Raw genomic sequence first — 24,968 nt, forward strand, 5'->3', positions numbered from 1 at the left:
GTTACCGCGGCACGGGCCGGGGCTTTGCGGTCGCCGTCCCAGCGTCTAGACGAGCGGCGGGGGCCCTGCCGGAGTTATCGCAATGCACGCAGAATTTGTCGCCGTCGATTGGGGTACGACCCACCGCCGAGTGTTCCACGTCGGTGCCGGTGGCATGGTGCTGGCGCAGCGGAGCGACGACCGCGGAGTCCTGGCGATCGGCAGCGGGGGCGGTGATTTTGCCGGCGAGATCGCGGCGTTGCGAGCGCAAACCGGCGATGTTCCGCTTTTGCTGGCGGGCATGATCGGTTCGACGCGCGGCTGGACCGAGGTTCCGTATGTCGCGGCACCGGCGGGGCTGGCGGCGATCGTCGGCGGCATCGCGCACATGCCGGACAATGTCTTTATCGTGCCCGGCGTCATGGTCGACGACGACAAGCGGCCCGACGTAATGCGCGGCGAGGAAGTCCAGATCCTGGGCGCCCATGCGATGGGCAAGGTGCCCGACGGGCTGGTCTGCCTGCCCGGAACCCATACCAAATGGGCCGAGATATCGCTGGGCGAGATCATGCGGTTTCGCACCGTGATGACCGGCGACATCCTTGCTGCATTGAAGGCCGGCTCGATCCTGTCGGACCTGTTGCAGAACGAGCCGGCCGACGATGCGGTGTTCCTCGAAGGCGTCGACCATGCGCTCGACATGCCCGACCTCAATGCCGAACTGTTCAGCGTGCGGGCGCGCGTGGTGACCCGCCGGATGACGCCCGCCGATGCCGCCAGCCGGATTTCCGGGCTGTTGATCGGTGCCGATGTCCGCATCGGGCTGGGCCGCGAACGTGCCGATGTGGTGACGATCATCGGCGCCGCCGACCTGTGCCAGCGGTTCGCGCTGGCGCTGCAGCGCGCCGGGCGCGAATCCTTCTGCATCGATGGCGACCAGGCGTTTCTTGCCGGTGCCGTGGCGATCATGGCGGCGCTGGCCGGAGCACCGCGATGACCGCTGAGGAACTGTTTGCGGCGGCAATGGCGGAGATGCCGCTGGTGGCGGTGCTGCGCGGGGTCCGTCCCGAGGAGATCGAAGCGGTCGGCGCGGCGCTGGTCGCGGCCGGCATCCGGATCATCGAGGTGCCGCTGAATTCGCCCGAGGCGTATGAATCGATTGCGCGGCTGGCGGGACTGGCGGGGGATGATGTGCTGGTCGGTGCCGGCACGGTCCTTGATGTCGAAGCGGTCGGGCGGGTGGCAGCGGCGGGTGGCCGGCTGGTGGTATCGCCGCATTGCGACCCGGCGGTGATCGAGGCGACTGTCGAGGCCGGGATGGTTTCATTGCCGGGATTTTTCACGCCGACCGAGGGTTTTGCGGCGTTGAATGCCGGCGCGCATGGGTTGAAATTTTTTCCGGCCGAGGCTGGGTCGCCGGCGGTGTTGAAAGCGATGCGTGCGGTGCTGCCGCGCGGTGTGCCGGTTTTGGCGGTGGGCGGGATGACCGTGGAGGGGCTGGCGCCTTGGCGTGCGGCTGGGGCGGATGGATTTGGATTGGGGGCTTCGCTGTTTTCGCCGGGGATGACGGCGGAGGCCGTGGGGGAGATAGCGCTGCGTTTTGTGGGGGCGTTGCGGGACTGAAGCGGCGCAGAGAGGTAACTGGGTCCCGGGTCAAGCCCGGGATGACAGCTTAAGTGCTTGGACGAAGACGGGCTATGTACGGTCTTTTTGTGCTTGCCGTCGCGATGGATGCTGAAACAAGTTCAGCATGACGAAAGGTTTCTTAGCGTGGGAGTTTGCGGAGGAGGGGGATCAGCAGGACGACCGTCAGGCCGGCGCCGAGGAGGACGGCGGGGACGCTGGCGCCGCGGGTGATGGCGGCGCCGATGGCGAGGACGGCGGCGACCTGGAAGCCGGCGTTGACGATATTGTTGGCGGCGATGGCGCGGGCGCGGCCGGCGGGGTCGCTGGCGGTTTGCAGGACGCCGTAGAGCGGTACCGAGAAGATGCCGCCGGCAACCGCGAGGATGGTCAGGTCGGCGAGGATGCGCCAGCCGCGCGGATCCGACAGGAAGGTGCCGACATCGGTGGTAATGGCGGCCGAGAAATGCCGCTCCGCAAAGAAGAGATCGAGGCCGGCGAGCGCCATGATGAGCCCGGCCCAAGGTGACAGGCGGGTCGAGATACGGCCGCCGAGCAAGCGGCTGACGCCTGCCGAACCCGAGGCGACACCGATCGAAAAGGCAGCGAGGAACAGCGTGGCGACGCCCTCGGTGCCGCCGAGATCGTTCTTGGCGAGCGGCACGAACTGCGTCGTATAGACCGCGCCCAGCGCCCAGAACCAGCTGATGCAGATGGTGGCGATGCGGAGTTCGCGGCTGGCGAAGGCTTCTCCCAAGGCGCGGCGCGAGGCGGAGACAGGGTTCCAGTCGATGGGGATCGTGCTGCTCGGCGGCGCCGGCGGGATCAGGCGCGAGGCGAGCCAGCCGGTGATGGCGACGCCGAGCGCGACCGGGCCGACCAGCGCAATCGGTAGCAGGCCGCCGGCGATCTGGCCGAGCAAGATAGCGACGAATGTGGCGCCTTCGACGAGCCCGGTGCCGAGCAACAATTCATTGGCGGCGAGGTGCTGGGGCAGGATGGCGTATTTGACCGGGCCGAAAACGGTCGAGTGGACGCCCATCAGGAAGATGACGCCGAGCGCGAAGACTTCCGATTCGAGCGCCAATGCTATGGCGCCGAGCGCCATGAAGGCGATTTCGGCGCCCTTGACCAGCCTGGCGATTACGGCCTTGTCGCGGGCGTCGGAGATTTCGCCGGATAGACCGGAGAACAGCAGGAACGGCAGGATGAAGACGCCCGTAGCGACGACGGCGAGCGTCGCGGCGCCGGCAGGGTCCCCGGCACGCAGCTGGAAGGCGACGAGGAAGATGAAGGCGGTCTTGAACAGATTGTCGTTGAAGGCGCCGAGAAACTGGGTGGCAAACAGCGGCCCGAAGCGCCGTGCAGAGAGAAGGGCCAGCATCTCGGCGACTGTCCGGCATATCGCGGCGCGCGTCCAGTGCGGGGCGGGCTGTGGGCCGGGACTTGCAGGAATGGCGCCGTAGCGGCACATTCCGGAGGCTGCGGGGGCGCATTCATCTGGTCGCAGCGCGTGGTGGGAGAGATTTGATGACCGAACCGGATCCGACGGCAAAGGGTTTCGATTTCAACCAGCCGACGATTGTGGCGCTGCTGTACCTCGCCAGCCTCGTGACCGGGCTGACCATGCTGATCGGGCTGGTCATGGCATATGTCTGGAAGGACGACGTGCCTGGTAACTGGGAAACCAGCCATTTTCGCTTTCATATCAGAACGTTCTGGGTTGGCCTCGTGCTCGGGATTCTGGCCGTCGTGCCGACGATCCTGACCTTGGGGCTGGCCGGGTACCTGATTTATCCACTGTTGATCGTGTGGGTGGCGATCCGGACCGTCCGGGCGATGTTGACGGCGCAAAACCGCGAACCGGTGGCGAATGTGGAAACTTGGCTGTGGTAGTGTGTTCGGCAGGCAGGCCGACTCGCGGTTGTCACCGGAACGCTGTATCGTTTCGGCATTGGTAGATAAGCAGGGAGTGACCGCGATGTCGCAGCAAATGATGGACATGATTGCTCGCATGGGCGGCGCCGATGCGATTGCGGCGATGGCGGCGCGGGTCGGCATCTCGCCCGAACAGGCGCAGGGTGCCGTTGCGGCGCTGTTGCCGGCGGTTACAGGTGGGCTGGCGAAGCAGGCGCAGGCTGGCAATGGCTCGGTCGTCGACCAGTTGGCGGAAGCCGCGGCATCGTACACGGGCTCCGCCAGCGGCGATGGTGCCGTGGCGCAAGGTAATGATATCCTAGGCACGATCTTTGGTTCGAAGGATGTTTCGCGCGCCGTAGCCGACAAGGCAGCCGGGCAGACAGGGCTCGATGTCGGGTCGTTGAAGGCGTTGTTGCCGATGATCGCGACGATGGCGGCGAGTGCGCTGGGCAATGGCACCGGGACCGTGGGCGGGGCGGCTGGCGGTGGATTGGGCGGAATGCTCGGCGGGTTGCTTGGCGGCGGCAATGCCCAACAAGGCGGTATGGGCGGCGCGGCCGGTGCGTTGATTTCGATGATCGATACCAACAAGGACGGCAATCCGCTCGACGAGATCATGGGGTTCCTGCGGCGCTGATGCTGGCGGGGCGCCGGAAACTGGGGTAGCGATTCAGGCTCGGGCCGATTAAGTGGAACACCCGGCCGCATGGTGCAGCCGGGAAGGAGCCGAGCTTCGAAGCGATGACCCGACACCGGCGCACCGATGACTGGGGATTCCCGCGCTGGCGTCCGTATGGCAGCGGCAGCGCGGCCGTGGAAGTGCGGATCTGCGACCGGCACGGCTGCACCAATGCCGGCGACAGGCCGGCTCCGAAAGCGCCGAATCGGCCCGAACGCTGGTATTTTTGCGAGAAACACGCCGCCGAATATAATGCGAACTGGGATTATTTTGCCGGTTTGACACCCGAGGAAGCCGCCGCGCGCGAGGCCAGCGAGCAGGGCGAGACCAAGTATAAGAGTGCGTCGCATTGGGAGTGGGGCGGGCCGGGTGACGGCACGCGCAGCCGCGCCGAGCTCGACGCGCTGGCGCTGCTGGGGCTCGATCCGGACGCCGACATGCTGCTCGTCAAGGCGGCGTGGCGGACGGCGGCGAAGGCCAGTCACCCGGATGTGGCGGGCACCGATGCGGCGGCGGCTGACAGGTTTCGCGCCGTGCAGGCAGCCTGGCAGATATTGAGCGATGCCGATGCGGTGCGGACGGCCCTTGGCGGTGCTACGGGGGGCTGAAATCTACGGGATGAGGATGGTGGAGCCGGTGGTCTTGCGGGCTTCGAGATCGCGGTGGGCCTGGGCGGCATCCTTGAGGGCGTAGCGCTGGTCGATGTTGACCTTGAGTACGCCCGAGGCGATCAGTTCGAGCACGCGGCCGGCGTGGGTCTCGATCTCGGCGCGGCTAGTGTAGTAATCGAATAGCGTCGGCCTAGTAACGAATAGTGAGCCCTTACGCGCCAGGATGCTGAAATCGACGGGTCCGACGGCGCCGGAAGCGTTGCCGTAGCTGATGTGGAGACCGCGGCGGCACAGGCTGTCGAGCGAGGCTTCGAAGGTCGTTTTGCCGACGCCATCGAAGACGACATCGACGCCGCGGCCATCGGTGAGAGCGCGAACCTGGGCGGCTAGGTCGCCGGCGAAGACGATACCGTGATCGGCGCCGTGGGCGAGGGCCATGGCGACTTTTTCGGGCGAGCCGGCGACGGCTATGACGTTGGCACCGACGTGCTTGAGCCATTGGACGAGGAGGAGCCCGACGCCGCCGGCAGCGGCCTGGACAAGGACCCATTGGCCGGGCTGGATGCGGGCGCAGCGCTCGACGAGGAATTCGGTGGTGCACCCCTTGAGGAGCCCGGCGGCGGCAGCTTCGTCACCGACGCCGTCCGGGAGGACGACGACGCGATCGGCGGCGATGACGCGGTGGCTGGCGTAGGCGCCGATGGGACCCCAACAATAGCCGATGCGGGTGCCGGGGGTGAGGGTGACGCCGGGGCCGACGGTCTCGACGACGCCGGCCGCTTCAAGGCCGATCCCGCTGGGGAGGGGGACGGGGTAGAGGCCGGTGCGGTGGTAGGTGTCGATGAAGTTGAGCCCGATCGCGGTTTGGCGGATCAGGATTTCGCCTGGGCCGGGGGTGGGGATTCGGCTCTCGTGAATGGTGAGCACATCTGGGCCGCCGATCAATGCGAACTGGATGGCTGCCATGATTGTTTTCCTTTATGCTGCGCGGTAAGTGCTTGAGAAAGTAAATCTTCTGAATTTGGCCGTCAGGAGTGTTAATGTCTTGCCGGCGTTTTTGCCTTTGTTGATTACCGAAGCTAGACTAGCGAAACAGACGTGCCAAGTTGCGGAGAGGCTAAACGATGAAGGTCAATTTCGTGATCGAGTGCACTCCTGAAGAAGCTAGAGCATTTTTTGGTTTGCCGGATCTCGCGCCGGTTCACGACCTTTATATCGAACGGCTGAAGGCAACGATCTCGGAAGGCGTGACGCCGGCGGATTTTGAAAAAATGACACGGGCGTGGATGCCCGGGATCGCCGATGGCTTCGAGCAATGGCAGAAGCTGTTCCTGTCGGCGATGCCGAAAGCTGGATCTTGAGCTTAGCCGGACAGTGACGGTTGCGACGATTGTAGCGCTGGCCTCGGGCCGGCCACCGGCGGCTATTGCGGTTATACGGATATCGGGGCCGGCTGCGTTTGCGGGTGTAGCGGCGCTGACGGTCATGGCATTGCCTGTGGCTCGCCAGATGGCGCTACGCAGGTTGGTCGATCGAGTCAGCGGAGTTGTGCTCGATTCGGCGATGGTGGTTTTGTTTCCCGGGCCGGCAAGTGCGACCGGAGAGGATTTGGCCGAACTGCATCTTCATGGCGGAATTGCAGTTGTGTCGGGGGTGCTGGCAGCATTGACCGCAATGCCAGACGTTCGACTGGCAGAGGCTGGCGAGTTCACGCGGCGCGGATTTGCCAACGGGCGGATTGATCTGGCGCAGGTCGAGGGGTTGGCCGATCTGGTCGCCGCGGAAACTGCCGCGCAGCGGGATCAGGCATTGGCGTTGGCGGGTGGTACGCTGAGCAGAGTAGCCGATGCTTGGCGCGAGCGGTGTATCATGATCTTGGCAGAGGCTGAGGCCGCGCTGGATTTCGGTGAGGATGAGGAGGATGTCGCGGCGCAGTTGAACAAGGCGGCGCAAGTGGAACTGCTGGCACTGGTCGACGAGCTCGACGCGGCGCTGGCGGATGCCAAGCGGGGGGCGCGCACGCGTGATGGCCTGACGATTGCCATATCGGGGGCGCCAAACGTCGGAAAGTCTAGCCTTGTCAATGCTTTGGTGGAGCGAGATGTCGCGATTGTAACTTCGATTGCGGGGACGACGCGCGATGCCATCGAAGTTCCGATAGACTTCGACGGCGTCGCGGCCGTGTTGATCGACACCGCAGGGCTGCGCGAGACCGACGACCTAATTGAGGCCGAAGGCATCCGCCGGGCGCGGATGCGCGTGGCGGATGCCGATCTTGTGATCGAGGTTATCGACGTGCCGCGAGCCGACGTTGAGAGCGCGGGTTTCCTGGTCGTGAACAAGATCGATACGATGGATATCTTGCCGGCTGCCGGCGAACAAGTCTTCGCGGTTTCGGCGACGCGCGGCGATGGATTGGCTGTTTTGCGCGCCGCGTTGTCGGCATGGGCGGCTGCGGTGGTTCGGCCGGGTGAGCCCGCCTTGTTGTCCCATGCCAGGCACGCGGCGGCTTTCGGGGATGCTGCCGAGGCTTTGCGCGGCGCAGCGGCGGTGGAAGACGCCGTACTTCGAACTGAGGGCCTTCGGATGGCCGCCCGGGCATTTGGGCGGATAGCTGGGCGCGTGGATGTCGATGACGTGCTCGATCGGATATTTTCGCGCTTTTGCATCGGCAAATAGCCGGCTGGCGTGTTCCACGTGGAACATTCCCTCATTTGACGCTAAAGTCTCGAAATGAAATCGTTCGATGTTATCGTTGTTGGTGCCGGCCATGCTGGCTGTGAGGCAGCCGCAGCTGCGGCCCGTCGCGGCGCACGTGTTGCCTTGCTCACTCTAGATCGGGCTGATCCCGGCACCTTGTCGTGCAATCCTGCCATTGGCGGGATCGGCAAGGGCCATTTAGTCCGCGAGGTCGATGCGCTTGGTGGGATCATGGGGCTGGTCACGGATCTTGCGCGGCTTCAGTCACGGGTCTTGAACCGGTCGAAGGGGCCGGCAGTTCACGGTCCACGTGCCCAGGTCGATCGCAAGCGCTACCGGGCGGCGATGGCCGATGTGCTTGCGATGCAAGCCGGGCTTGAGATTGTTGTCGTGAAGGTTGAGGAGCTGATCGTCGAACACGGACGCGTTTGCGGTGTCTTGACCGACGCCGGCGCTTTGCGCGCGGGGGCGATAGTATTGACCACCGGGACTTTCCTGGGTGGCGTGATGCACTTGGGTGCGGAGCGCGAGGACGGTGGGCGAAGTGGCGCATCGGCCTCTAGCCTTGGCGATGGGCTGCGCGCACTGGGTTTGCCGGTTGCACGGTTGAAGACTGGTACACCGGCGCGGCTCGACGGTCGGACGATCGATTGGGGCAAACTCGAGTGGCAGGTCGGGGACTTCGATCGCCCACAGTTGGGACGGTCGGAGGGGGGCATGACGCCGGCGCTGCCCTGCGCGGTGACGCGGACCACGCCGGAGACGCATCAAGTCATTCGCGAGAACCTTGGCAAGTCGGCGCTTTATGGCGGGCACGTTAGTTCTGTCGGGCCGCGTTATTGTCCATCGATCGAGGACAAGGTCGTACGCTTTGGCGATCGTGATGGTCACCAGGTTTTTCTGGAGCCTGAGGGCTATGATGACTTCACTATTTACCCCAATGGTCTCTCTACGTCCTTGCCGGCCGATGTGCAGCGGGTTTTCATGGCGACGATCCCGGGTCTGGAGCGGGCGGTTATCCTGAAGCCGGGCTATGCGATCGAGTATGATCATGTCGATCCGCGCGCGCTTTCGCCGGCGTTGGCGGTCACTGCGCTGCCGGGTCTTTTTCTGGCTGGGCAGATAAACGGGACGACCGGTTATGAAGAGGCCGCAGCACAGGGGCTCATAGCCGGCGCCAATGCTGCTGCGCTGGTGCTGGGTAGCGACGCAGTGATTGTCGATCGGGCGACTGGGTATATCGGTGTGATGATCGACGATCTGACGACTCAGGGTGTTAGTGAGCCGTATCGGATGTTTACGTCACGCGCCGAGTATCGCTTGCGTTTACGTACCGACAACGCCGCTGAGCGTCTGACGCCAATCGGGATTGCCAACGCTCTGGTCAGCGGGGGTCAGCAATCGGATTTCGCGGCGCACTTAGCATTAAAAGATTCGGCGCTTTCTTTGCTCAACACGCTTACGGCTTCACCGGCAAGACTTAAGATTTTTGGCATCGAGACCAGGCAGGACGGTGTTGTGCGGACGGCATTCGAGTGGCTTCGGTTCCCGGCGATCGATCGTGACGCTGCTTTACGGGTCTGGCCCGAGATGGCCGACATTCCGGCGGCGTTGTTTGCCACACTGGCGGTCGATGCCAACTACGTCAGTTATGTAGAGCGGCAGGACGATGACGTGGCGACATTCAGGCGGGACGAAGGTTTGAAGCTTGTAGCGGACATCGACTACCGGACCGTGGCTGGACTGAGCTGTGAGATGATCGAACGACTGACGCGGGCCCAGCCGGCGACGCTTGGGGCGGCTGGGCGTGTTCCTGGCGTGACGCCGGCAGCATTGGTGGCATTGTTGCCGTATACGCGCAAAGCCGCATGACAGGGCGTGATGCGTTCATCGAGCGGCTAAATGTTCCACGTGAAACACTGGCGAAGCTGGACTCCTATGCCGCGTTGCTAAATGAGTGGCAGGGACGGATGAATCTTGTCGGTCCCAGCACGTTGCCGGTGCTGTGGGAACGCCATTTCGCTGATTCGGCGCAGCTTTTGCCACTGGCAGGGATGGGGAAATCATGGCTCGATATCGGGGCTGGCGCGGGGTTTCCAGGGCTCATTATTTCAATTCTTGATGGTGGCGCCAGAGTGACGCTGGTTGAATCAATCGCGAAAAAGTGCCGGTTTTTGACCGAAGTTGTTTGGGTGTTAGGCTTAGGGAGCCAGGTCGTGATCGAGAATCGACGGATCGAAGGGTTGCCGCGCCAGAAGTTCGATGTGGTCACGGCGCGGGCACTGGCAAACCTGTACCAGTTGTTTGATTGGGGACTCGCCTATGCCGGGTCGGGGACCAAGTGGTTGCTGCCCAAGGGCGTGAAGGTCATGGAAGAGCTTGAATTTGCAGAGCGCGGGTTCTCCTTTGATCGGGTGCTGGTGCCGAGTATCACTGACCCCGACGCGCGAATCGTGGTGGCAAGTGGAGTGAAGCGCCTGTGATCATCGCGGTGGCCAATCAAAAGGGCGGCGTCGGCAAAACGACGACAGCGGTCAACCTGGCGACGGCATTGGCCGCGGCCGGCCAGTCGGTGCTGGTTATCGACGCCGATCCGCAGGGCAATGCCTCGACCGGGTTCGGACTTGATCGGCGGACACGCCAGGCTTCGGTCTATGAGGTGTTGCTTGGGCAGATTGCGGCCGAGCAGGCGGTGCGGGCGACACAGATCCCGCGGCTCGAGGTGATGCCTTCGACGCCGGCGCTGTCGGGCGCGGAGATCGAGATGATCGACCTCGACCGGCGCAGTCATCGGTTGGAGGCAGCTTTGGCGACACTGCCGGCGCGTGACCATGTGATCATCGATTGCCCGCCGTCGCTGGGGCTGCTGACCGTGAATGCGCTGGTTGCAGCGGATGCGGTGCTGGTGCCGTTGCAGTGCGAATTCTTTGCGCTGGAGGGACTTAGCCAGTTGCTCGGGACAATCGAGCGGGTTCGAACGAGTCTCAACCCGCGATTGCAACTGCTCGGCATTGTGCTGACCATGGTCGATCGGCGCAACAAGCTGACCGAGAATGTCAGCGACGATGTTCGTGCCGTAATGGGCGACAAGGTCTTCAAGACGACGATCCCGCGCAACGTGCGATTGTCGGAGGCGCCAAGCCATGGGTTGCCGGCGTTGCTGTACGACAGCCGCTGTGCGGGGTCCGAGGCCTATGTCGCACTGGCGCGTGAGCTTTTGCAGCGGACACAGGCGTTCAGTGCACCGGAAAGTGTGGGTTAAATGGCTGAAAAGAGACGGGTTTCTGGACTTGGTCGGGGTCTTTCGGCGCTTTTGGAAGAGGCGGCGACGCCCGTCGATGCCAATGCACCGGGTGTGGCACGGTTGGCGGTGGCGGATATCGGGGCGAACCCGAAGCAGCCGCGGCGGCATTTCGTTGCCGAGGCGATGGACGAACTGATCGCCTCGGTGCGGGCGCATGGGGTGTTGCAGCCGATCCTGGTGCGGCCGGTTGCGGACGGGCGGTACGAGATCGTCGCGGGTGAGCGGCGGTGGCGGGCGGCGCAGGCGGCGGGGCTGCACGAGATGCCGGCTGTGGTGCGGCCGCTCGATGACCGGGCAGCGTTCGAGATTGCGCTGATCGAGAATATCCAACGCAGCGACCTAAATGCGATCGAGGAAGCGCGGGGGTATCGGCGCTTGATCGACGATTTCAGCCATACCCAGGCGGTGCTGGCGGGCATCGTCGGCAAGTCGCGGAGCCATGTGACGAACTTGCTGCGGCTGCTGGAACTGCCCGAGAGCGTCCAGCAGATGGTCGAGGAGGGCAAGCTGGCGATGGGCCATGCGCGGGCGCTGGCGGCGGCGGCTGATCCGGAGGCGCTGGCGCTGCGGGCGGTGGCCGAGGGGCTGTCGGTGCGGGCTGTGGAGCAGTTGGCGGCGGGCAAGGTGCGTCCGCAGCATGGGTTGGTGGTCGAGGGCGCTGGCGGCGGGGCGGGGAACGACGCGAATATCGATGCGCTCGAGGTGCAGCTTTCGGAAGGGCTGGGGATGCCGGTGGCACTGGCGGTTGCGGCTGGCGGGGCGAGTGGGTCGTTGACGATTCGCTTTGCAAGTTTGGACCAGCTCGATTGGTTGTGTGCCAAGCTGGGGCAGGGTTGGGGCACGCAATTCCGCCACAAATAGGTTAACATGTTCCGCATTTTCCGCTTTCGCAGGTTTTCTTGCGGGCGGCGCGGGACGGTCTCGGATTAGACTGCCGGTTCTCGCATTGCGCCGCGATGGATGCCGAAACAAGTTCGGCATGACGAATCGAGGGGGAGCTGCGATTTTCGCGCGGGTTTGGGGCCGCGCGAGGCGGTTATTGCTTGTGCCGACCGATTCAAAGAGCGGGCGGCTGGGTAGCGGAAATTGGGGGTGTAGGACAGCTTTCCCGGTTTAGCGGGCGCTTTGGCGGCGGCGCACACCGCGGCCCTTAGCAATCGCGGCTCAGAAGTAAGTAAGTAAGTAAGTCACCCGCCCCCGACCCCTCCCTAGAAATAGGGAAGGGGAAGTAAGATAGGCTTCTACTTGCCGTCGCGGCGGCCGAGGAGGCGGAGGCGGAGGGCGTTTAGTTTGATGAAGCCTTCGGCGTCGCGCTGGTCATAGGCGCCGGCGTCGTCTTCGAAGGTGACGATGTTTGCCGAATAGAGGCTGTTGGGGGACTTGCGGCCGACGACGCTGACGCTGCCCTTGTAGAGCTTGAGGCGGACGGTGCCGCTGACCTTGGCCTGGCTATGGTCGATGGCGGCCTGGAGCATCTCGCGTTCGGGGCTGAACCAGAAGCCGTTGTAGAGCAGCTGGGCGTATTTGGGAGCGAGTTCGTCCTTCAGGTGCGCGGCGCCGCGGTCGAGGGTGATCTGTTCGATGCCGCGGTGGGCGAGGTGGAGGATGGTGCCGCCGGGGGTTTCGTACATGCCGCGCGACTTCATGCCGACGAAGCGGTTTTCGACGAGATCGAGGCGGCCGATGCCGTGAAGCTTGCCGAGTTCGTTGAGCTTTGCCAGCAGGTTAGCGGGCGATAGGGGTTCGCCGTCGACTGCCACCGGATCGCCGGCTTCGAAGTCCATGGTGATGTACTGGGCGACGTCGGGGGCGTCTTCGGGGCTGTTGGTGCGCGAATAGACATAGTCGGGGACTTCGTTCCACGGGTCTTCGAGGACCTTGCCTTCGGACGATGTGTGGAGAAGGTTGGCGTCGGTCGAGAACGGGCTTTCGCCGCGCTTGTCCTTCGACACCGGGATCTGATGGGCTTCGGCGAAGGCGATGAGCTGTTCGCGCGAGTTGAGATCCCATTCGCGCCAGGGGGCGATGATGCGGATGTCGGGGGCGAGGGCGTAATAGCCGAGCTCGAAGCGGACCTGGTCGTTGCCCTTGCCGGTGGCGCCGTGGCTGACGGCGTCGGCACCGACTTTTTTGGCGATTTCGATCTGTTTCTTGGCGATCAGCGGGCGGGCGATCGAGGTGCCGAGCAAATACAGGCCTTCGTAGAGGGCGTTGGCGCGCATCATCGGGAAGATGTAATCGCGGACGAATTCTTCGCGGAGATCCTCGATGAAGATGTGCTCGGGCTTGACGCCCATCAAAACGGCCTTGGCGCGGGCGGGTTCGAGTTCCTCGCCCTGGCCGAGATCGGCAGTGAAGGTGACGACTTCGCAGCCGTAGGTCTGTTGCAGCCATTTGAGGATGACGCTGGTATCGAGGCCGCCCGAATAGGCGAGGACGACGCGGTTTACGGGGACGGAGGCCTTTGACACGGGCGGTACCTTTTTGGGGGCGGCGGATGTGGGCGGAGCTATAGCGGGGGGTGGGCGGAAAGGGAACGCCGGCGGGGGGATTGGGTGCGGTTGCGCGGACAAGAAATTGGGTCGCGGACCGTGCCCGGGATGGCAATTCTGGTTGATGCTCGACTGTGGGCGGGCGGTCCGTGTTCTGGATGCCAGCCTGCGCTGGCATGACAGGTTGGGGAGGGGGGTTTAGTTGCCGGTGAGGACGAAGTTTTCGGGGTATTTGCCCTGGGCGGCCTGATAGAAGGACTGGATGATCGGCAGGTCGGCTTCATAGTCGCCGCTGGGCCAGAAGGTGGCGGGCAGGCTGACGGTTTTCTGGGAATAGTCCATGACGGCGAACAGGATCGGCACGCCGGCGCCGACGGCGATGTGGTAGAAGCCGGATTTCCATTTTTCGGTGCGTTCGCGGGTGCCTTCGGGAGGCACGGCGAGGGTCAGGTCGGTCCGGGCGGCAAATTCGGTTTTCATCGCGCCGACGACGTCGTTGGCCTTTGAACGATCGATGGGGATGCAGCCGGTCCATTTGACGATGCCGCCGAAGGGACCCTCGGTGAGGCTTTTCTTGCCCATGTAACGCAGGCGGATGCGCCATTTGGCAGCAGCAGCGATCATCCAGATGCCGTCCCAGACCGACGTGTGCGGGGCGGCGATGATGACGCATTTGGGGTCGGCCGGCCAATCGCCGCGGAGGCGCCAGCCGCCGAGGGCGAGGAAGGCAGAGCCGCACCAGTGCCAGATCTCGACGAGCGCGCCGCGCGGCGGGCGGGGGCGCGCGGCGGAGAGATCGTGGCGGATGAGGGTGCCGGGGGGTGCCATGCGAGGGCGTTAGCAGATGCCTGTGACCGTTACCACGCTGTCACAAATACTGCCGAAAAGGCGCTGCCCTTTTCGCTGGCGGTGCGCCTTCCTACATCGGGGCGGAAGCAATAATTCCAGCGAAAGCCAAATCCACTCATGGCAGAATTTCCAGACTGGCATGGCACGACGATCGTGTCGGTGCGCAAGAATGGCCGCGTTACGGTTGCCGGTGACGGCCAGGTGACGATGGGACAGACGGTGATGAAACCCAATGCCAAGAAGGTTCGGCGGCTTGGGCCAGGCGGACTGGTGATCGGCGGTTTTGCCGGGGCGACGGCGGATGCGTTTACCTTGTTCGAGCGGCTAGAGGCCAAGCTCGAGCGGTTTCCCGGGCAGTTGACGCGGGCGGCGGTCGAACTGGCCAAGGATTGGCGGACGGACCGGTATCTGCGGCGGCTCGAGGCGATGATGATCGTTGCCGACAAAGACGTGACATTGGTGCTGACCGGGACGGGCGATGTGCTCGAGCCGATCGGCGGGATTGCGGCGATCGGGTCGGGGGGCAATTTTGCCCTGGCGGCGGCGCGGGCGCTGGCGGATTCGGAGCATGATGCCGAGGCGATTGCGCGCCGGGCGATGGCGATTGCGGCGGAACTGTGTGTTTACACCAATGACCAGCTGACGGTCGAGAATATCGAATCGTGATGGGAATTATTGATGCTTTATAGTCGTTTGGGTGACACGGGGCTCATTGTGTCGCGGCTGTCGCTGGGCACGATGACGTTTACGCAAGGCGGCGGGAATTCGGCGATTGCCAAGACCGAGGCGGGTGACGCGGCGGCGATGGTTGGCCGGGCGATCGATGCCGGGATCAATTTCTTCGATACGGCGGACGTTTATGCGGGCGGCGAATCGGAGGCGATGCTCGGGCAGGCGCTCGGGTCGCGGCGGGACGAGGTGGTGATTGCCACCAAGGCCGGGTGGCGCACGGGAGCGCCGCTCAATCGGAACGGGCTGTCGGCGGCGCATCTGCATTGGTCGATCGACCAGAGTTTGAAACGGCTCGGGACCGATCATGTCGATGTCTATGTGGCGCACCGCGACGATGCGAATACGCCATTGGAGGAGACGCTGGCGGCGCTCGATGCGATCGTGAAGGCGGGCAAGGCGCGGTATCTCGGTGTGTCGAACTGGTCGGCGTGGAAGGTGGCGGCGGCGATCGAGTTGCAACGCGCCAATGGCTGGGCACCGTTCAGCCATGTCCAGATGATGTATTCGCTGCTGGGCCGCGGGATCGAGCATGAAGTGCTGCCGATGATGTCGCGGTACGGGCTCGGGTTGACGGCGTGGAGCCCGCTGGCCGGGGGGTTCCTGAGCGGCAAATACACGCGCGAGAATCTGAAGAACCCGGAGAACCGGCTGTCGGGGTTCGACATGATCCCGTTCGACAAGGACAAGGGTTTTGCGCTGGTCGATGTGCTGCGCGCAATCGGTGCGGGGCGCGGGGCGAGCGTTGCGCAGGTGGCGCTGGCGTGGGTGCTGGCCAACCGCCAAGTGTCGAGCGTGATTGTCGGCGCTTCGAAGCTGTCGCAGCTCGATGACAATATCGCGGCGACGGGCATCGAGCTGACGGCCGAGGAACTGAAGCGGCTGGACGGGGCGACCCGGCCCGAATTGCAATATCCGGCGTGGGTGACCCGCGTCGTCGATGGGCCGATCGCCAATGCGTTGGCGGCGCGGCCCGGATCGAAGCCGGAACTCAAAGCGGAGCCCGTGGTATGAACCCCCAGATGAACATCACAGCAGACCCCGAGCCCGGCCTGACGCCGCGCGAGATCGTCGCGGCATTGGACCGGCACATCGTCGGGCAGAGCGACGCCAAGCGCGCGGTTGCCGTGGCGCTGCGCAATCGCTGGCGACGGCAGCGGCTGGGCGATGATCTGCGCGACGAGGTTTCGCCGAAGAACATCCTGATGATCGGGCCGACGGGGTGCGGCAAGACCGAGATCTCGCGGCGGCTGGCGAAGCTGGCGGGCGCGCCGTTTTTGAAGATCGAGGCGACCAAGTTCACCGAGGTCGGTTATGTCGGGCGCGATGTCGATTCGATCGTTCGCGACCTCGTCGAGGAGTCGATTCGGCTGGTGCGCGAGGTGCGCCGGGCGGGGGTGAAGGAGGCGGCCGAGGCGGCGGCGGAGACGCGGTTGCTCGATGTGCTGGTCGGCAAGGACGCCAGCGAGGCGACGCGGCTGGCGTTTCGCGAGCGGCTGCGCGCCGGCGACATGAAGGGCCGCGAAGTCGAGATCGAAGTCGCCGAGAATGCGCCGAGTTTCGAGATGCCGGGGATGCAGCCGGGGCAGGTCGGGATGATCAATCTATCGGATATGTTCGGCAAGGCGATGGGCGGGCGGACAAAGCGCCGCAAGATGAGCGTCGAGGCGGCGTGGGATGCGCTAGTTGCGGAGGAGTCGGACAAACGCCTCGATGACGAGGAGATTTCGCGCGAGGCGGTGCGCAGTGCCGAGGCGAACGGCATCGTGTTTCTCGACGAGATCGACAAGATCGCGGTGAGTGATGTGCGCGGTGGTTCGGTGAGCCGCGAGGGTGTGCAGCGTGATTTGCTGCCGCTGATCGAGGGCACGACGGTGGCGACCAAATACGGCCCGGTGAAGACCGACCATATATTGTTCATCGCGTCGGGGGCGTTCCATGTCTCGAAACCGAGCGACTTGCTGCCTGAATTGCAGGGGCGGCTGCCGATCCGGGTCGAGCTGAAGGGGCTGACCTTCGAGGATTTCAAGCGGATCCTGACCGATACCGAGGCGTCGCTGGTGCGGCAGTATGTGGCGTTGCTGGCGACCGAGGGCGTGACGCTGACGCTGACCGACGATGGCATCGATGCGATCGCGCGGACGGCCGAGCAGGTCAACGATGCGGTCGAGAATATCGGCGCGCGGCGGTTGCAGACGGTGATGGAGAAGCTGCTGGAGTCGCTGAGTTTCGATGCGAGCGAGCGGGCGGGGGATGCGGTGACCGTGGATGCGGCATATGTCGAGCGTGAGCTGGGCGATATTGCGCGCGATACCGATTTGTCGAAGTTCATCCTGTAGGCGGCGGCAAGCGCAAGCCAGTTCTAGGCGGCCAGGGCGGCGGTGGGGTTAATGCCGGTGCGGAATTTCACGACGCCGGTGGAGGGTTCGCCGGAATAGGGCTGGCGGGGACCCGTGCTGCTGGGTCGCAGGGGGGCGGCGCTGGCGGCGATTCAGGAGCGGTTGGGCGGGGACGTCGGGATTTTCGTTGCCGATATTGCCGAGCCAGGGGCTGCGGGGCGGCTGGCAGAGGCTGCCATCTCGCGTTTCGGGGGGTTCGATACCAGGATCAACAATGCTGCGGCTGCGGTTTTCGGGACGGTGCTCGAGACGCCGATCGAGGATCAGCGGCGGGTATTCGACGTTGGCTACTGGGGGCTGGGTGCGACGCTGGGCGCGTTCCTGGCGCCCGGCTTGCTCGACAAGGCGATGGAAGCGGTCGGCGCGGCGGTACAGAAGATCGATCAGCCGCCGCCGGCCGGCACCACCGACAATCTGTGGGAGGCGCGGGTGGACGGCGCCATCGAGAGCGATCAGCCCCAGCATGTGCGCCGCCAGAGCCTGTGGCTGGAGGCGCAGATGCGACCGGGCGCGGCGTTGGCGATCGGCGCCGGCCTTGGTGCCGGCTTGGGTGCCGGCTTGGGTGCCGGCTTGGGTGCCGGCTTGGGTGCCGGCTTGGGTGCCGGCTTGGGTGCCGGCTTGGGTGCCGGCTTGGGTGCCGGCTTGGGTGCCGGCTTGGGTGCCGGCTTGGGTGCCGGCTTGGGTGCCGGCTTGGGTGCCGGCTTGGGTGCCGCGGTGCTGGCGCTATTGGCGCGCCGGCACCGCGGTGGCCGTACAGACAGGCGCTATTTGGCGAAATAATGCTCGTAGGCGGGGACGGTCAGGAAGGATTCGAGGCGGTCGGCGAGGACGAGGGTGCGGAAGATTTCGGCGGCTTCGGTGTATTTGCCGGTCGCAAAGAAGTTATCGCCGACCTGCGATTTCCAGACCGCGAGCTGTTCGTCGGTGACGCGTTCGATGAGGGCGGCGTCGACGGTTTCGCCGCCGTCGAGGACGACATCCGACACGCGCCATTGCCACAGTTGCGTGCGGCTGATTTCGGCGGTGGCGGCGTCTTCCATGAGGTTGTGGAGCGGCACGGCGCCCTGGCCGCGGAGCCAGGCGGCAATGTAGCCGAGGCCGACGTTGATGTTGTTGGTGAGGCCGGCGAGGGTTTTCGGGCCGCCAGGGGCGGTGGTCAGGTCGGCGGCGGTCGCGGTGCCTTCGGGGATGACGCCGAGCTGGTTGGCTTCGGGCATCAGGCGGTCGAAGACTTCGCGGGCGACGCCGACCAATCCGGGGTGGGCAACCCAGGTGCCGTCGTGGCCGAGGCTGGCTTCGCGTTCCTTGTCGGCGCGGACGGCGGCGAAGGCTTTTGTGTTAGCTTCCTCGTCGTCTTTTACCGGGATGAAGGCGCTCATGCCGCCCATCGCATGGGCGCCGCGCTTGTGACAGGTGCGGACGACATGGGCGGCGTATTTGGCCATGAACGGCACCGTCATGGTGACTGCAGAGCGGTCGGGCAGGACCTTGGTGGGGTCGGCCTGGAAGGTCTTGATGTAGCTGAAGATGTAATCCCAGCGGCCGCAGTTGAGCGCGGTGATGTGATCGCGCAGTTCGTAGAGGATCTCGTCGGCCATGAAGGCGCCGGGCAGGGTTTCGATGAGCACGGTGGCGCGGATGGTGCCGAGGGGGAGGTCGAGCATCGACTGGGCGGTGGTGAAGATGTTGTTCCACAGCCGTGCCTCGAGGTAATGTTCGAGCTTGGGCAGATAGAAATAGGGGCCGCTGCCGCGCGCGATCAGGCGCTGCGCGTTGTGATAGAAATACAGGCCGAAATCGAAGAGGGCGCCGGCGACACGCTCGCCATCGACGAGCATATGGGCTTCGTCGAGGTGCCAGCCGCGCGGGCGGGCGATGAGGGTGGCGGTGGTTTCGTTGAGCTTGTAGCTTTTTCCCTTGTCTTCCAAGGTGATGGTGCCGGCGGCGGCGTCGCGGAGGTTGACCTGGCCTTCGACCATGACTTGCCAGGTCGGGGCGGAGGCGTCCTCGAGGCAGGCCATGAAGCATTGGGCGCCGGAATTTAGCGCGTTGATGACCATCTTGCGGTCGCAGGGACCGGTAATCTCGACGCGGCGATCGGTGAGGTCGGCGGGGGCGGGGCGGACTTTCCAGTGTGGATCGGCGCGGACGCTGCTCGATTCCATGGCGAAATCGATGCTGTTGCCGGCGTCGTACCAGCGCTGATGCTGTTGGCGCGCGTTGAGCAGCGAACGCCGCGTCGGTTCGTACATGCGGTGGAGCTGGGCGACGAAGGCGAGTGCCGGCTCGGTGAGGATGGTGTCGAAGCCGGGGCGCATTTCGCCGGTGATCTGGATGCCGTTCGACATGATGGTGTGACCTTTCAATCTTCGGTGAAACGGAACGGCGTCAGCCCGCGCTGGCGCTCGTCGAAGGCGAGATGGGCGGCGGCCGGCGGCAGGCTGCGTTGACGGCAGGCGGCGCGGTGGCAGGCGGTACAGCCCGGCCCGATGGGCGTGGCGGGGCCGTTCAGCTCGAGGCCGGCGCTCCAGGCGAGGGCGGCGGCGTGGCGGACGTCGCAGCCGATGCCGATGGCGAATTCAGCGCGGGGCGCACCCCAAGGGGCGGCGGTGCCTTTGACGGTGCGCGACAAAGTGAGGAAGCGGTGGCCGTCTTCGAGTTCGACGAGTTGGCGGCGGACTTCGCCGGGGCGATCGAAGGCGGCGTGGAGCGACCAGAGCGCGCAGCCGCCGATGATGGGGATCGGCGAGGGGCCGGGAGCGAAGCTTTTGGAGATGGTGCTGGCGCGATCGGTGCGAAGGAAGAAGAACGGGATGCCGCGGGCGCCAGGGCGGGCGAGTGTGGAGAGGCGGTGGGCGACCTGTTCCAGGCCGCGGCCGAAGCGCGCCTGGAGGAGTTCGACGTCGTAGCCGGTGGCTTCGCAAGCGGCGAGGAAGCGCGCGTAGGGCATGAGCACGGCGCCGGCGGCGTATTTGGCGAGGGCGATGGTGGCGGCGCGGGCGGCGAGGGGATCGGTGATGCCGGCACCGGCGATGGTTTCGGCGATGACGGTCTTCAGCTCGATGAGGACGAGCTGGATGGCTGCGGCGAAGCCCCTCGATGCGGCGTCGAGCGACTCGGACAATTGCAGCTGGCGGGCGTGGAGGTCGAGACGGCGGAGCGCGTCGGGGAGGACATCGACGGGCATGGCGCGGACGGTGATGGCGTGGCGGGCGCGCAGGCGTTCGACAACGGCGGCGTTGAGATCGGGGCCCGACATGCGGAGTTCATCGGCGAGAGCCTCGGACGCGGCGTCGAGGGCGGGGAAGTGGTTGCCGGCAGCCTCGATCATGGCGACGACCGATTCGAGCGGGCCGGTGCGCGGTGCGGTGGCGGCGCTCGGGGTGCTGGCGTGGAGGCGGATGAGGGCCTGGGCGATGCCGGGGGAGCGGGCGGCGAGTTCGCGGAGTTCGGTGCGCGGTACGTCGATGCCGGTCAGGCGCGGATCGGTAAAGACACGCACAAGTTCGTCGGCGAGATCGGCGCCATCGTTGCCGGTGAGCGATTTGAGATCGAGGTCGTAGCTGCCGGCGAGCTTGAGCAGGAACGATGCGGAGAGGGGGCGCTGGTCGCGCTCGATGAGGTTGAGGTAGCTGACGGAAACGCCGAGGTCGCTCGCCATGCGGGTTTGCGTGAGGCCGCGCGCCGCCCGGATGCGCCGGATGCGGGCGCCGGCGAACAGCTTGCGGCCGCCGGTGGCGGGCAGGATGTTGTCCGGCAGAAGGGTTGGTGAGCTTGTCAAGATTGTTACAATGTGACCGATTGATGAGGGTTTAGCAGCACATTTCGACACGATTCTTTGACTGATTGCGTTGACGTGGCCGTAGCGCAGGGTCAGAGGGATGGCAACAAGAGACGTGTTTACGGGGAGGATGTGGCGGAGGCAGCAAGCAATGCAGCCCCGCCACAGCCATTTGACCGAGCCGCACTTTCGCCAGGATTATGCCATGTCGTACCAGGACCATATCAGCCAGACCAACGCCCTGATCCGCAGCCATAACGGCAGTTGGGACGGGATCAGCGCCGAATCGGTGGCGCGGATGCGGTTGCAGAACCGGTTTCGGACGGGCCTCGATATCGCCAAGTATACAGCGACGATCATGCGCAAGGACATGGCGGCGTATGATGCCGATCCGGCGAATTACACCCAGTCGCTGGGTTGCTGGCATGGGTTCATCGGCCAGCAGAAGATGATCTCGATCAAGAAGCATTTTGGGTCGACCGATCGCCGGTATCTGTATCTGTCGGGCTGGATGATCGCGGCGCTGCGGTCGGAATTCGGGCCGTTGCCCGACCAGTCGATGCACGAGAAGACGTCGGTGCCGGCGTTGATCGAGGAGCTGTACACATTCCTGCGGCAGGCCGACGCGCGCGAATTGGGCGGCATGTTCCGTGATGTCGATGCGGCGCGGGCTGCCGGCGACCAGATCAAGGAAAAGCAGCTGCTGACCGCGATCGAGAATCACCAGACGCATGTCGTGCCGATCATCGCCGATATCGATGCGGGTTTCGGCAATGCCGAGGCGACGTATTTGCTCGCCCGCAAGATGATCGAGGCGGGTGCGTGCGCCCTGCAGATCGAGAACCAGGTTTCGGACGAGAAGCAGTGCGGCCACCAGGACGGCAAGGTGACGGTGCCGCACGAGGACTTCCTCGCCAAGGTTCGTGCCTGCCGGTACGCGTTCCTCGAGCTGGGCGTCGAGGATGGTATCATCGTGACGCGGACCGACTCGCTCGGCGCCGGATTGACCAAGCAGATCGCGGTTTCGAAGGAGCCGGGTGATATCGGCGACCAGTACAACAGCTTTCTCGATTGCGAGGAAATCGATGCGGCGACGGCGCGGAATGGCGATGTCATCTTGAACCGCGACGGCAAATTGATGCGGCCCAAGCGCCTGGCTTCGAACCTGTTCCAGTTCCGTGCCGGATCGGGTGAGGATCGCTGCGTGCTCGATTGCATCACCTCGTTGCAGCATGGTGCCGACCTGTTGTGGATCGAGACCGAGAAGCCGCATATCGAGCAAATTGCCGGCATGGTGGATCGCATCCGCGAAGTCGTGCCGAACGCCAAGCTCGTCTATAACAATTCGCCATCGTTCAACTGGACGCTGAATTTCCGCCAGCAGGTCTATGATGCGTGGGTGGAAGCCGGCAGGGACATGGCGGCGTACGACCGGGCGCGGTTGATGAGCGTCGATTATGATGCGACCGAGCTGGCTGTCGAGGCCGACGAACTGATCCGGACGTTCCAGCGGGATTCGGCGAAGCGGGCGGGGATTTTCCACCACCTGATCACGCTGCCGACGTATCACACGGCGGCGCTGTCGACCGACAATCTGGCGCGTGAGTATTTCGGCGATGCCGGGATGCTGGGGTATGTGAAGAACGTCCAGCGTGCCGAGATCCGGCAGGGGATTGCCTGTGTGAAGCACCAGAACATGTCCGGGTCGGACATCGGTGACGATCACAAGGAATATTTTGCCGGGGAAGCGGCGCTCAAGGCTGGTGGCGCGGATAACACCATGAACCAGTTCGCGGCATAAAGGGATCGGCAGCGGGGCGGCCATGGTGGCTTGCCTCGTCTGACGGGAGCGCGGGCCTTGTGGCCCGCGCTTTTTTTTGGGTTTGTTCGGGGCGGCAATATGGCCGCTTCCCGGACGACTGGATGCCAGCCTTCCCTGGCATGACAGGACAATCTTAGGTTGGGCTGCTTACCAGCCGCATTGCTGGTTTTTGTTTTGTTGCTTTAACCAGGTTTGGAGGGGGGCGAAGTAGGTGAGCATCGACTTGCCGGTCATGGCGCGGGTGCCGGTGAAGGCTTGCAGGGCGTCGGGCCAAGGCTTTGACGCGCCCATGGCGAGCATGGTGTTGAACTTTTCGCCGACTTTCTTGTCGCCGTAGATCGAGCAGCGGTGAAGCGGGCCTTTCCAACCGGCTTGCTTGCAGGCGGCTTCGTAGAACTGGAACTGCAGGACGCGGGCGAGGAAATAACGGGCATAGGGGGTGCTGGCGGGGACGTGGTATTTGGCGCCCGGGTCGAAGTCGGCCTCGGTGCGGGTGACGGGGGGTATGATGCCCTGATATTTGAGGCGAACATCGGTCCAGGCCTGGTTGTAGGCGGCGGGGGGAGTCTTGCCCGAGAAGACGTCCCAGCGCCATTTGTCGACAAGGGCTGTCCACGGCATTCCCGGGACCTTTTCGAGGGCTTGGCGGAGCAGGAGGCCGACATCGCGGGAGGCGCCGGGGACTTTCGAGGCATCGAGCAGGTCGATTTTCACCAAGTAATCGGGGGTTACCGAGAGCGCCGCGAAATCGCCGATGGCTTCGTGGAAACCGTCGTTGGCGCTGTTGAGGTAAAGGTACGGCTGCTTGTTGTAGGCGCGCTGGTAATAATTGTGGCCGAGTTCGTGGTGGATGGTGACGAAGTCGCTGGCGTTGACCTTGATGCACATCTTGATGCGGAGGTCGTCCTTGTTGTCGAGGTTCCAGGCACTGGCGTGGCAGACGACTTCGCGGTCGGCGGGTTTGGTCAGCATCGAGCGCTGCCAGAAGGTTTCGGGGAGCGGCGCGAAGCCCAGTGACGAGTAGAAGGCCTCGCCGGTGCGGACCATGGCGACGGGGTCCTTGCCCTTGGCGGTAAGCAGGTCGCCGATGTCGTAGCCGATGTCGCCGGCGCCCTTGGGAGCGACGACGTCGTAGATCGCGCTCCAGTCCTGCGCCCACATGTTGCCGAGCAGGTCGGCGCGGATGGGGCCGGTTTTCGGCTGGACGGCGTCACCGTATTTCTCGTTGAGCTTGAAACGGGTGTAGCAATGGAGGTCGGTGTAGAGCGGGTTGACCTCCGCCAGCAGCGTGTCGATCATCTTGGCGAAGTCGTCGGCGGGCATGTCATAGCCGGCGCGCCACATCGCGCCGGTATCGGCGAAACCGAGTTCGCGGGCGCCTTCGTTGGCGATCTCGACCATGCGGGCATAGTCGGCGCGCATCGGCTGGCCGACCTTGTGCCAGCTTTCCCACATCTCCTTCGTCAGCGCCGGATCGCGGGTCGTGCCCATCAGCGCCTCGAGGTCGTTGCCGTTGGTGGGCTGGCCTTTGAAGGTGCCTTTGCCCTTGCCATAGGTCGAGGTCATGCGGGTGGAGAGGGTGGCCAGTTCCTCGGCGGCGCCGGCGCGGTCGGGGGCGGGCAGGACGATGCCCTGGCGGAGGAAGTCGAGCTTGCGGCGGGTGTCGAAATCGAGACCCTTGACGGTGTTGAAGCGGGCGGCGGCCTTGGCGAGCTTGACCGACAGGAGCGTGCCTTGGGCGCCCGAGGTGGCGGCGAGGGCGTCGGTGTCGTCGGTGATGAAGGTGGCGTTGACCCATTGGGTGCGGGCGGCGTCGAGGCTGAAGGCGGCGAGCTGTTTTTCGGCGTCGGCGATGAAGGCGGCGGCGCCGGTGGGGGTGACGGGGAAGGTTGCTTCGGCGGCGAGGGCGGGGGTGGCGAGGAGGGTGGTGGTCAGGGCGAGGGTGAGGAGGGGGGACTTCATTTTGCTGCTCCCTGGGGGGTCTGTAGGGGAGGGATGGGCCTTGGTGGGGCTTGGCGTCAAGGTTAGGGAAGGCCCCCTCACCCGGGACGCGCAAGGGCGCGTCTCTCGACCTCTCCCG

Annotated in this window: 23 protein-coding genes; 16 read left to right on the forward strand and 7 right to left on the reverse strand. The window is 64.7% G+C overall.

The window, feature by feature from the left end:
• Positions 1 to 82: 82 nt before the first annotated feature.
• Positions 83 to 976, forward strand: coding sequence for a 2-dehydro-3-deoxygalactonokinase (locus tag IEW98_RS06960; RefSeq protein WP_188762216.1), 894 nt, complete (start codon positions 83 to 85; stop codon positions 974 to 976).
• Positions 973 to 1,602 carry a 2-dehydro-3-deoxy-6-phosphogalactonate aldolase gene (locus IEW98_RS06965; protein WP_188762217.1) on the forward strand — a complete coding sequence of 210 codons (630 nt, stop codon included), beginning with the start codon at positions 973 to 975 and terminating at the stop codon, positions 1,600 to 1,602. Before IEW98_RS06960 ends, IEW98_RS06965 begins: the two co-directional genes overlap by 4 nt.
• Before the next feature lie 142 nt (positions 1,603 to 1,744).
• On the opposite strand, the gene IEW98_RS06970 is transcribed toward IEW98_RS06965, so the two are convergent.
• Positions 1,745 to 2,986, reverse strand: coding sequence for an MFS transporter (locus IEW98_RS06970; RefSeq protein WP_243450606.1), 1,242 nt, complete (start codon positions 2,984 to 2,986; stop codon positions 1,745 to 1,747).
• A 146-nt stretch (positions 2,987 to 3,132) separates the two neighbouring features.
• Between IEW98_RS06970 and IEW98_RS06975 the strand changes: the two genes are divergently transcribed.
• The 3 genes from IEW98_RS06975 to IEW98_RS06985 all read left to right on the forward strand — a co-directional run bounded on the left by IEW98_RS06975 (position 3,133) and on the right by IEW98_RS06985 (position 4,809).
• Positions 3,133 to 3,498: a DUF4870 family protein gene (locus IEW98_RS06975; protein WP_188762219.1), complete on the forward strand. Its 366-nt coding sequence runs from the start codon at positions 3,133 to 3,135 to the stop codon at positions 3,496 to 3,498.
• Between the two features lie 85 nt (positions 3,499 to 3,583).
• Positions 3,584 to 4,159 (forward strand): DUF937 domain-containing protein, encoded by a 576-nt coding sequence (locus tag IEW98_RS06980; protein WP_188762220.1) that lies wholly within the window; start codon positions 3,584 to 3,586, stop codon positions 4,157 to 4,159.
• A 104-nt stretch (positions 4,160 to 4,263) separates the two neighbouring features.
• A complete protein-coding gene (locus IEW98_RS06985) occupies positions 4,264 to 4,809 on the forward strand; it encodes a J domain-containing protein (protein ID WP_188762221.1) in 546 nt (181 codons plus the stop codon).
• Positions 4,810 to 4,812: 3 nt separating this feature from the next.
• Here IEW98_RS06985 and IEW98_RS06990 read toward each other — a convergent pair whose 3' ends face one another.
• On the reverse strand, positions 4,813 to 5,778 hold the full coding sequence (locus tag IEW98_RS06990) for a quinone oxidoreductase family protein (RefSeq protein ID WP_188762222.1): 966 nt from the start codon (positions 5,776 to 5,778) through the stop codon (positions 4,813 to 4,815).
• Positions 5,779 to 5,936: 158 nt separating this feature from the next.
• On the opposite strand from IEW98_RS06990, the gene IEW98_RS06995 reads away from it, so the two are divergent.
• From IEW98_RS06995 to IEW98_RS07020, 6 genes are read left to right on the forward strand one after another with little or no spacing between them, the layout of a single operon-like run.
• Positions 5,937 to 6,173 carry a DUF6489 family protein gene (locus IEW98_RS06995; protein WP_188762223.1) on the forward strand — a complete coding sequence of 79 codons (237 nt, stop codon included), beginning with the start codon at positions 5,937 to 5,939 and terminating at the stop codon, positions 6,171 to 6,173.
• A 13-nt stretch (positions 6,174 to 6,186) separates the two neighbouring features.
• Positions 6,187 to 7,491, forward strand: coding sequence for a tRNA uridine-5-carboxymethylaminomethyl(34) synthesis GTPase MnmE (gene mnmE, locus IEW98_RS07000; protein WP_188762224.1), 1,305 nt, complete (start codon positions 6,187 to 6,189; stop codon positions 7,489 to 7,491).
• A 54-nt stretch (positions 7,492 to 7,545) separates the two neighbouring features.
• Positions 7,546 to 9,384: a tRNA uridine-5-carboxymethylaminomethyl(34) synthesis enzyme MnmG gene (mnmG, locus tag IEW98_RS07005; RefSeq protein ID WP_188762225.1), complete on the forward strand. Its 1,839-nt coding sequence runs from the start codon at positions 7,546 to 7,548 to the stop codon at positions 9,382 to 9,384.
• A complete protein-coding gene (gene rsmG, locus IEW98_RS07010) occupies positions 9,381 to 9,995 on the forward strand; it encodes a 16S rRNA (guanine(527)-N(7))-methyltransferase RsmG (protein ID WP_188762226.1) in 615 nt (204 codons plus the stop codon). Before mnmG ends, rsmG begins: the two co-directional genes overlap by 4 nt.
• Positions 9,992 to 10,774 carry a ParA family protein gene (locus IEW98_RS07015; protein ID WP_188762227.1) on the forward strand — a complete coding sequence of 261 codons (783 nt, stop codon included), beginning with the start codon at positions 9,992 to 9,994 and terminating at the stop codon, positions 10,772 to 10,774. Before rsmG ends, IEW98_RS07015 begins: the two co-directional genes overlap by 4 nt.
• Complete coding sequence (locus IEW98_RS07020; RefSeq protein WP_188762228.1) at positions 10,775 to 11,677, forward strand: ParB/RepB/Spo0J family partition protein; 903 nt, start codon at positions 10,775 to 10,777, stop codon at positions 11,675 to 11,677.
• A 380-nt stretch (positions 11,678 to 12,057) separates the two neighbouring features.
• Here IEW98_RS07020 and IEW98_RS07025 read toward each other — a convergent pair whose 3' ends face one another.
• Both IEW98_RS07025 and IEW98_RS07030 read right to left on the reverse strand, forming a co-directional pair.
• Positions 12,058 to 13,287, reverse strand: coding sequence for an argininosuccinate synthase (locus tag IEW98_RS07025; RefSeq protein WP_188762229.1), 1,230 nt, complete (start codon positions 13,285 to 13,287; stop codon positions 12,058 to 12,060).
• A 219-nt stretch (positions 13,288 to 13,506) separates the two neighbouring features.
• The gene (locus IEW98_RS07030) at positions 13,507 to 14,136 is read right to left on the reverse strand and encodes a 1-acyl-sn-glycerol-3-phosphate acyltransferase (protein WP_188762230.1); all 630 of its coding nucleotides are present in this window, start codon (positions 14,134 to 14,136) and stop codon (positions 13,507 to 13,509) included.
• Between the two features lie 138 nt (positions 14,137 to 14,274).
• Here IEW98_RS07030 and hslV point away from each other — a divergent pair, with 138 nt between their 5' ends.
• The 4 genes from hslV (at position 14,275) to IEW98_RS07050 (ending at position 18,065) form a co-directional block, all read left to right on the forward strand.
• Positions 14,275 to 14,823 carry an ATP-dependent protease subunit HslV gene (gene hslV, locus IEW98_RS07035; RefSeq protein WP_188762231.1) on the forward strand — a complete coding sequence of 183 codons (549 nt, stop codon included), beginning with the start codon at positions 14,275 to 14,277 and terminating at the stop codon, positions 14,821 to 14,823.
• Positions 14,824 to 14,835: 12 nt separating this feature from the next.
• Positions 14,836 to 15,900 (forward strand): aldo/keto reductase, encoded by a 1,065-nt coding sequence (locus IEW98_RS07040; RefSeq protein ID WP_188762232.1) that lies wholly within the window; start codon positions 14,836 to 14,838, stop codon positions 15,898 to 15,900.
• Positions 15,901 to 15,908: 8 nt separating this feature from the next.
• The gene (gene hslU / locus IEW98_RS07045) at positions 15,909 to 17,225 is read left to right on the forward strand and encodes an ATP-dependent protease ATPase subunit HslU (protein ID WP_188762233.1); all 1,317 of its coding nucleotides are present in this window, start codon (positions 15,909 to 15,911) and stop codon (positions 17,223 to 17,225) included.
• 114 nt (positions 17,226 to 17,339) lie between these two features.
• Positions 17,340 to 18,065 carry an SDR family oxidoreductase gene (locus IEW98_RS07050; RefSeq protein ID WP_188762234.1) on the forward strand — a complete coding sequence of 242 codons (726 nt, stop codon included), beginning with the start codon at positions 17,340 to 17,342 and terminating at the stop codon, positions 18,063 to 18,065.
• Here IEW98_RS07050 and aceB read toward each other — a convergent pair.
• Entirely contained in the window at positions 18,050 to 19,633 is a 1,584-nt protein-coding gene (aceB, locus tag IEW98_RS07055; RefSeq protein ID WP_188762235.1) for a malate synthase A, read from the reverse strand. The two genes, IEW98_RS07050 and aceB, sit on opposite strands and share 16 nt — an antisense overlap.
• Before the next feature lie 14 nt (positions 19,634 to 19,647).
• Positions 19,648 to 21,066 (reverse strand): helix-turn-helix domain-containing protein, encoded by a 1,419-nt coding sequence (locus tag IEW98_RS07060; protein ID WP_243450607.1) that lies wholly within the window; start codon positions 21,064 to 21,066, stop codon positions 19,648 to 19,650.
• A gap of 205 nt (positions 21,067 to 21,271) precedes the next feature.
• Here IEW98_RS07060 and IEW98_RS07065 point away from each other — a divergent pair, with 205 nt between their 5' ends.
• Positions 21,272 to 22,867: an isocitrate lyase gene (locus tag IEW98_RS07065; RefSeq protein ID WP_188762425.1), complete on the forward strand. Its 1,596-nt coding sequence runs from the start codon at positions 21,272 to 21,274 to the stop codon at positions 22,865 to 22,867.
• Positions 22,868 to 23,035: 168 nt separating this feature from the next.
• Here IEW98_RS07065 and IEW98_RS07070 read toward each other — a convergent pair whose 3' ends face one another.
• Positions 23,036 to 24,850 (reverse strand): M2 family metallopeptidase, encoded by a 1,815-nt coding sequence (locus tag IEW98_RS07070; protein ID WP_188762236.1) that lies wholly within the window; start codon positions 24,848 to 24,850, stop codon positions 23,036 to 23,038.
• Positions 24,851 to 24,968 lie beyond the last annotated feature (118 nt).

Origin of the sequence: Sandarakinorhabdus glacialis (assembly GCF_014643455.1) — a bacterium.
GTDB lineage: Bacteria > Pseudomonadota > Alphaproteobacteria > Sphingomonadales > Sphingomonadaceae > Sandarakinorhabdus > Sandarakinorhabdus glacialis.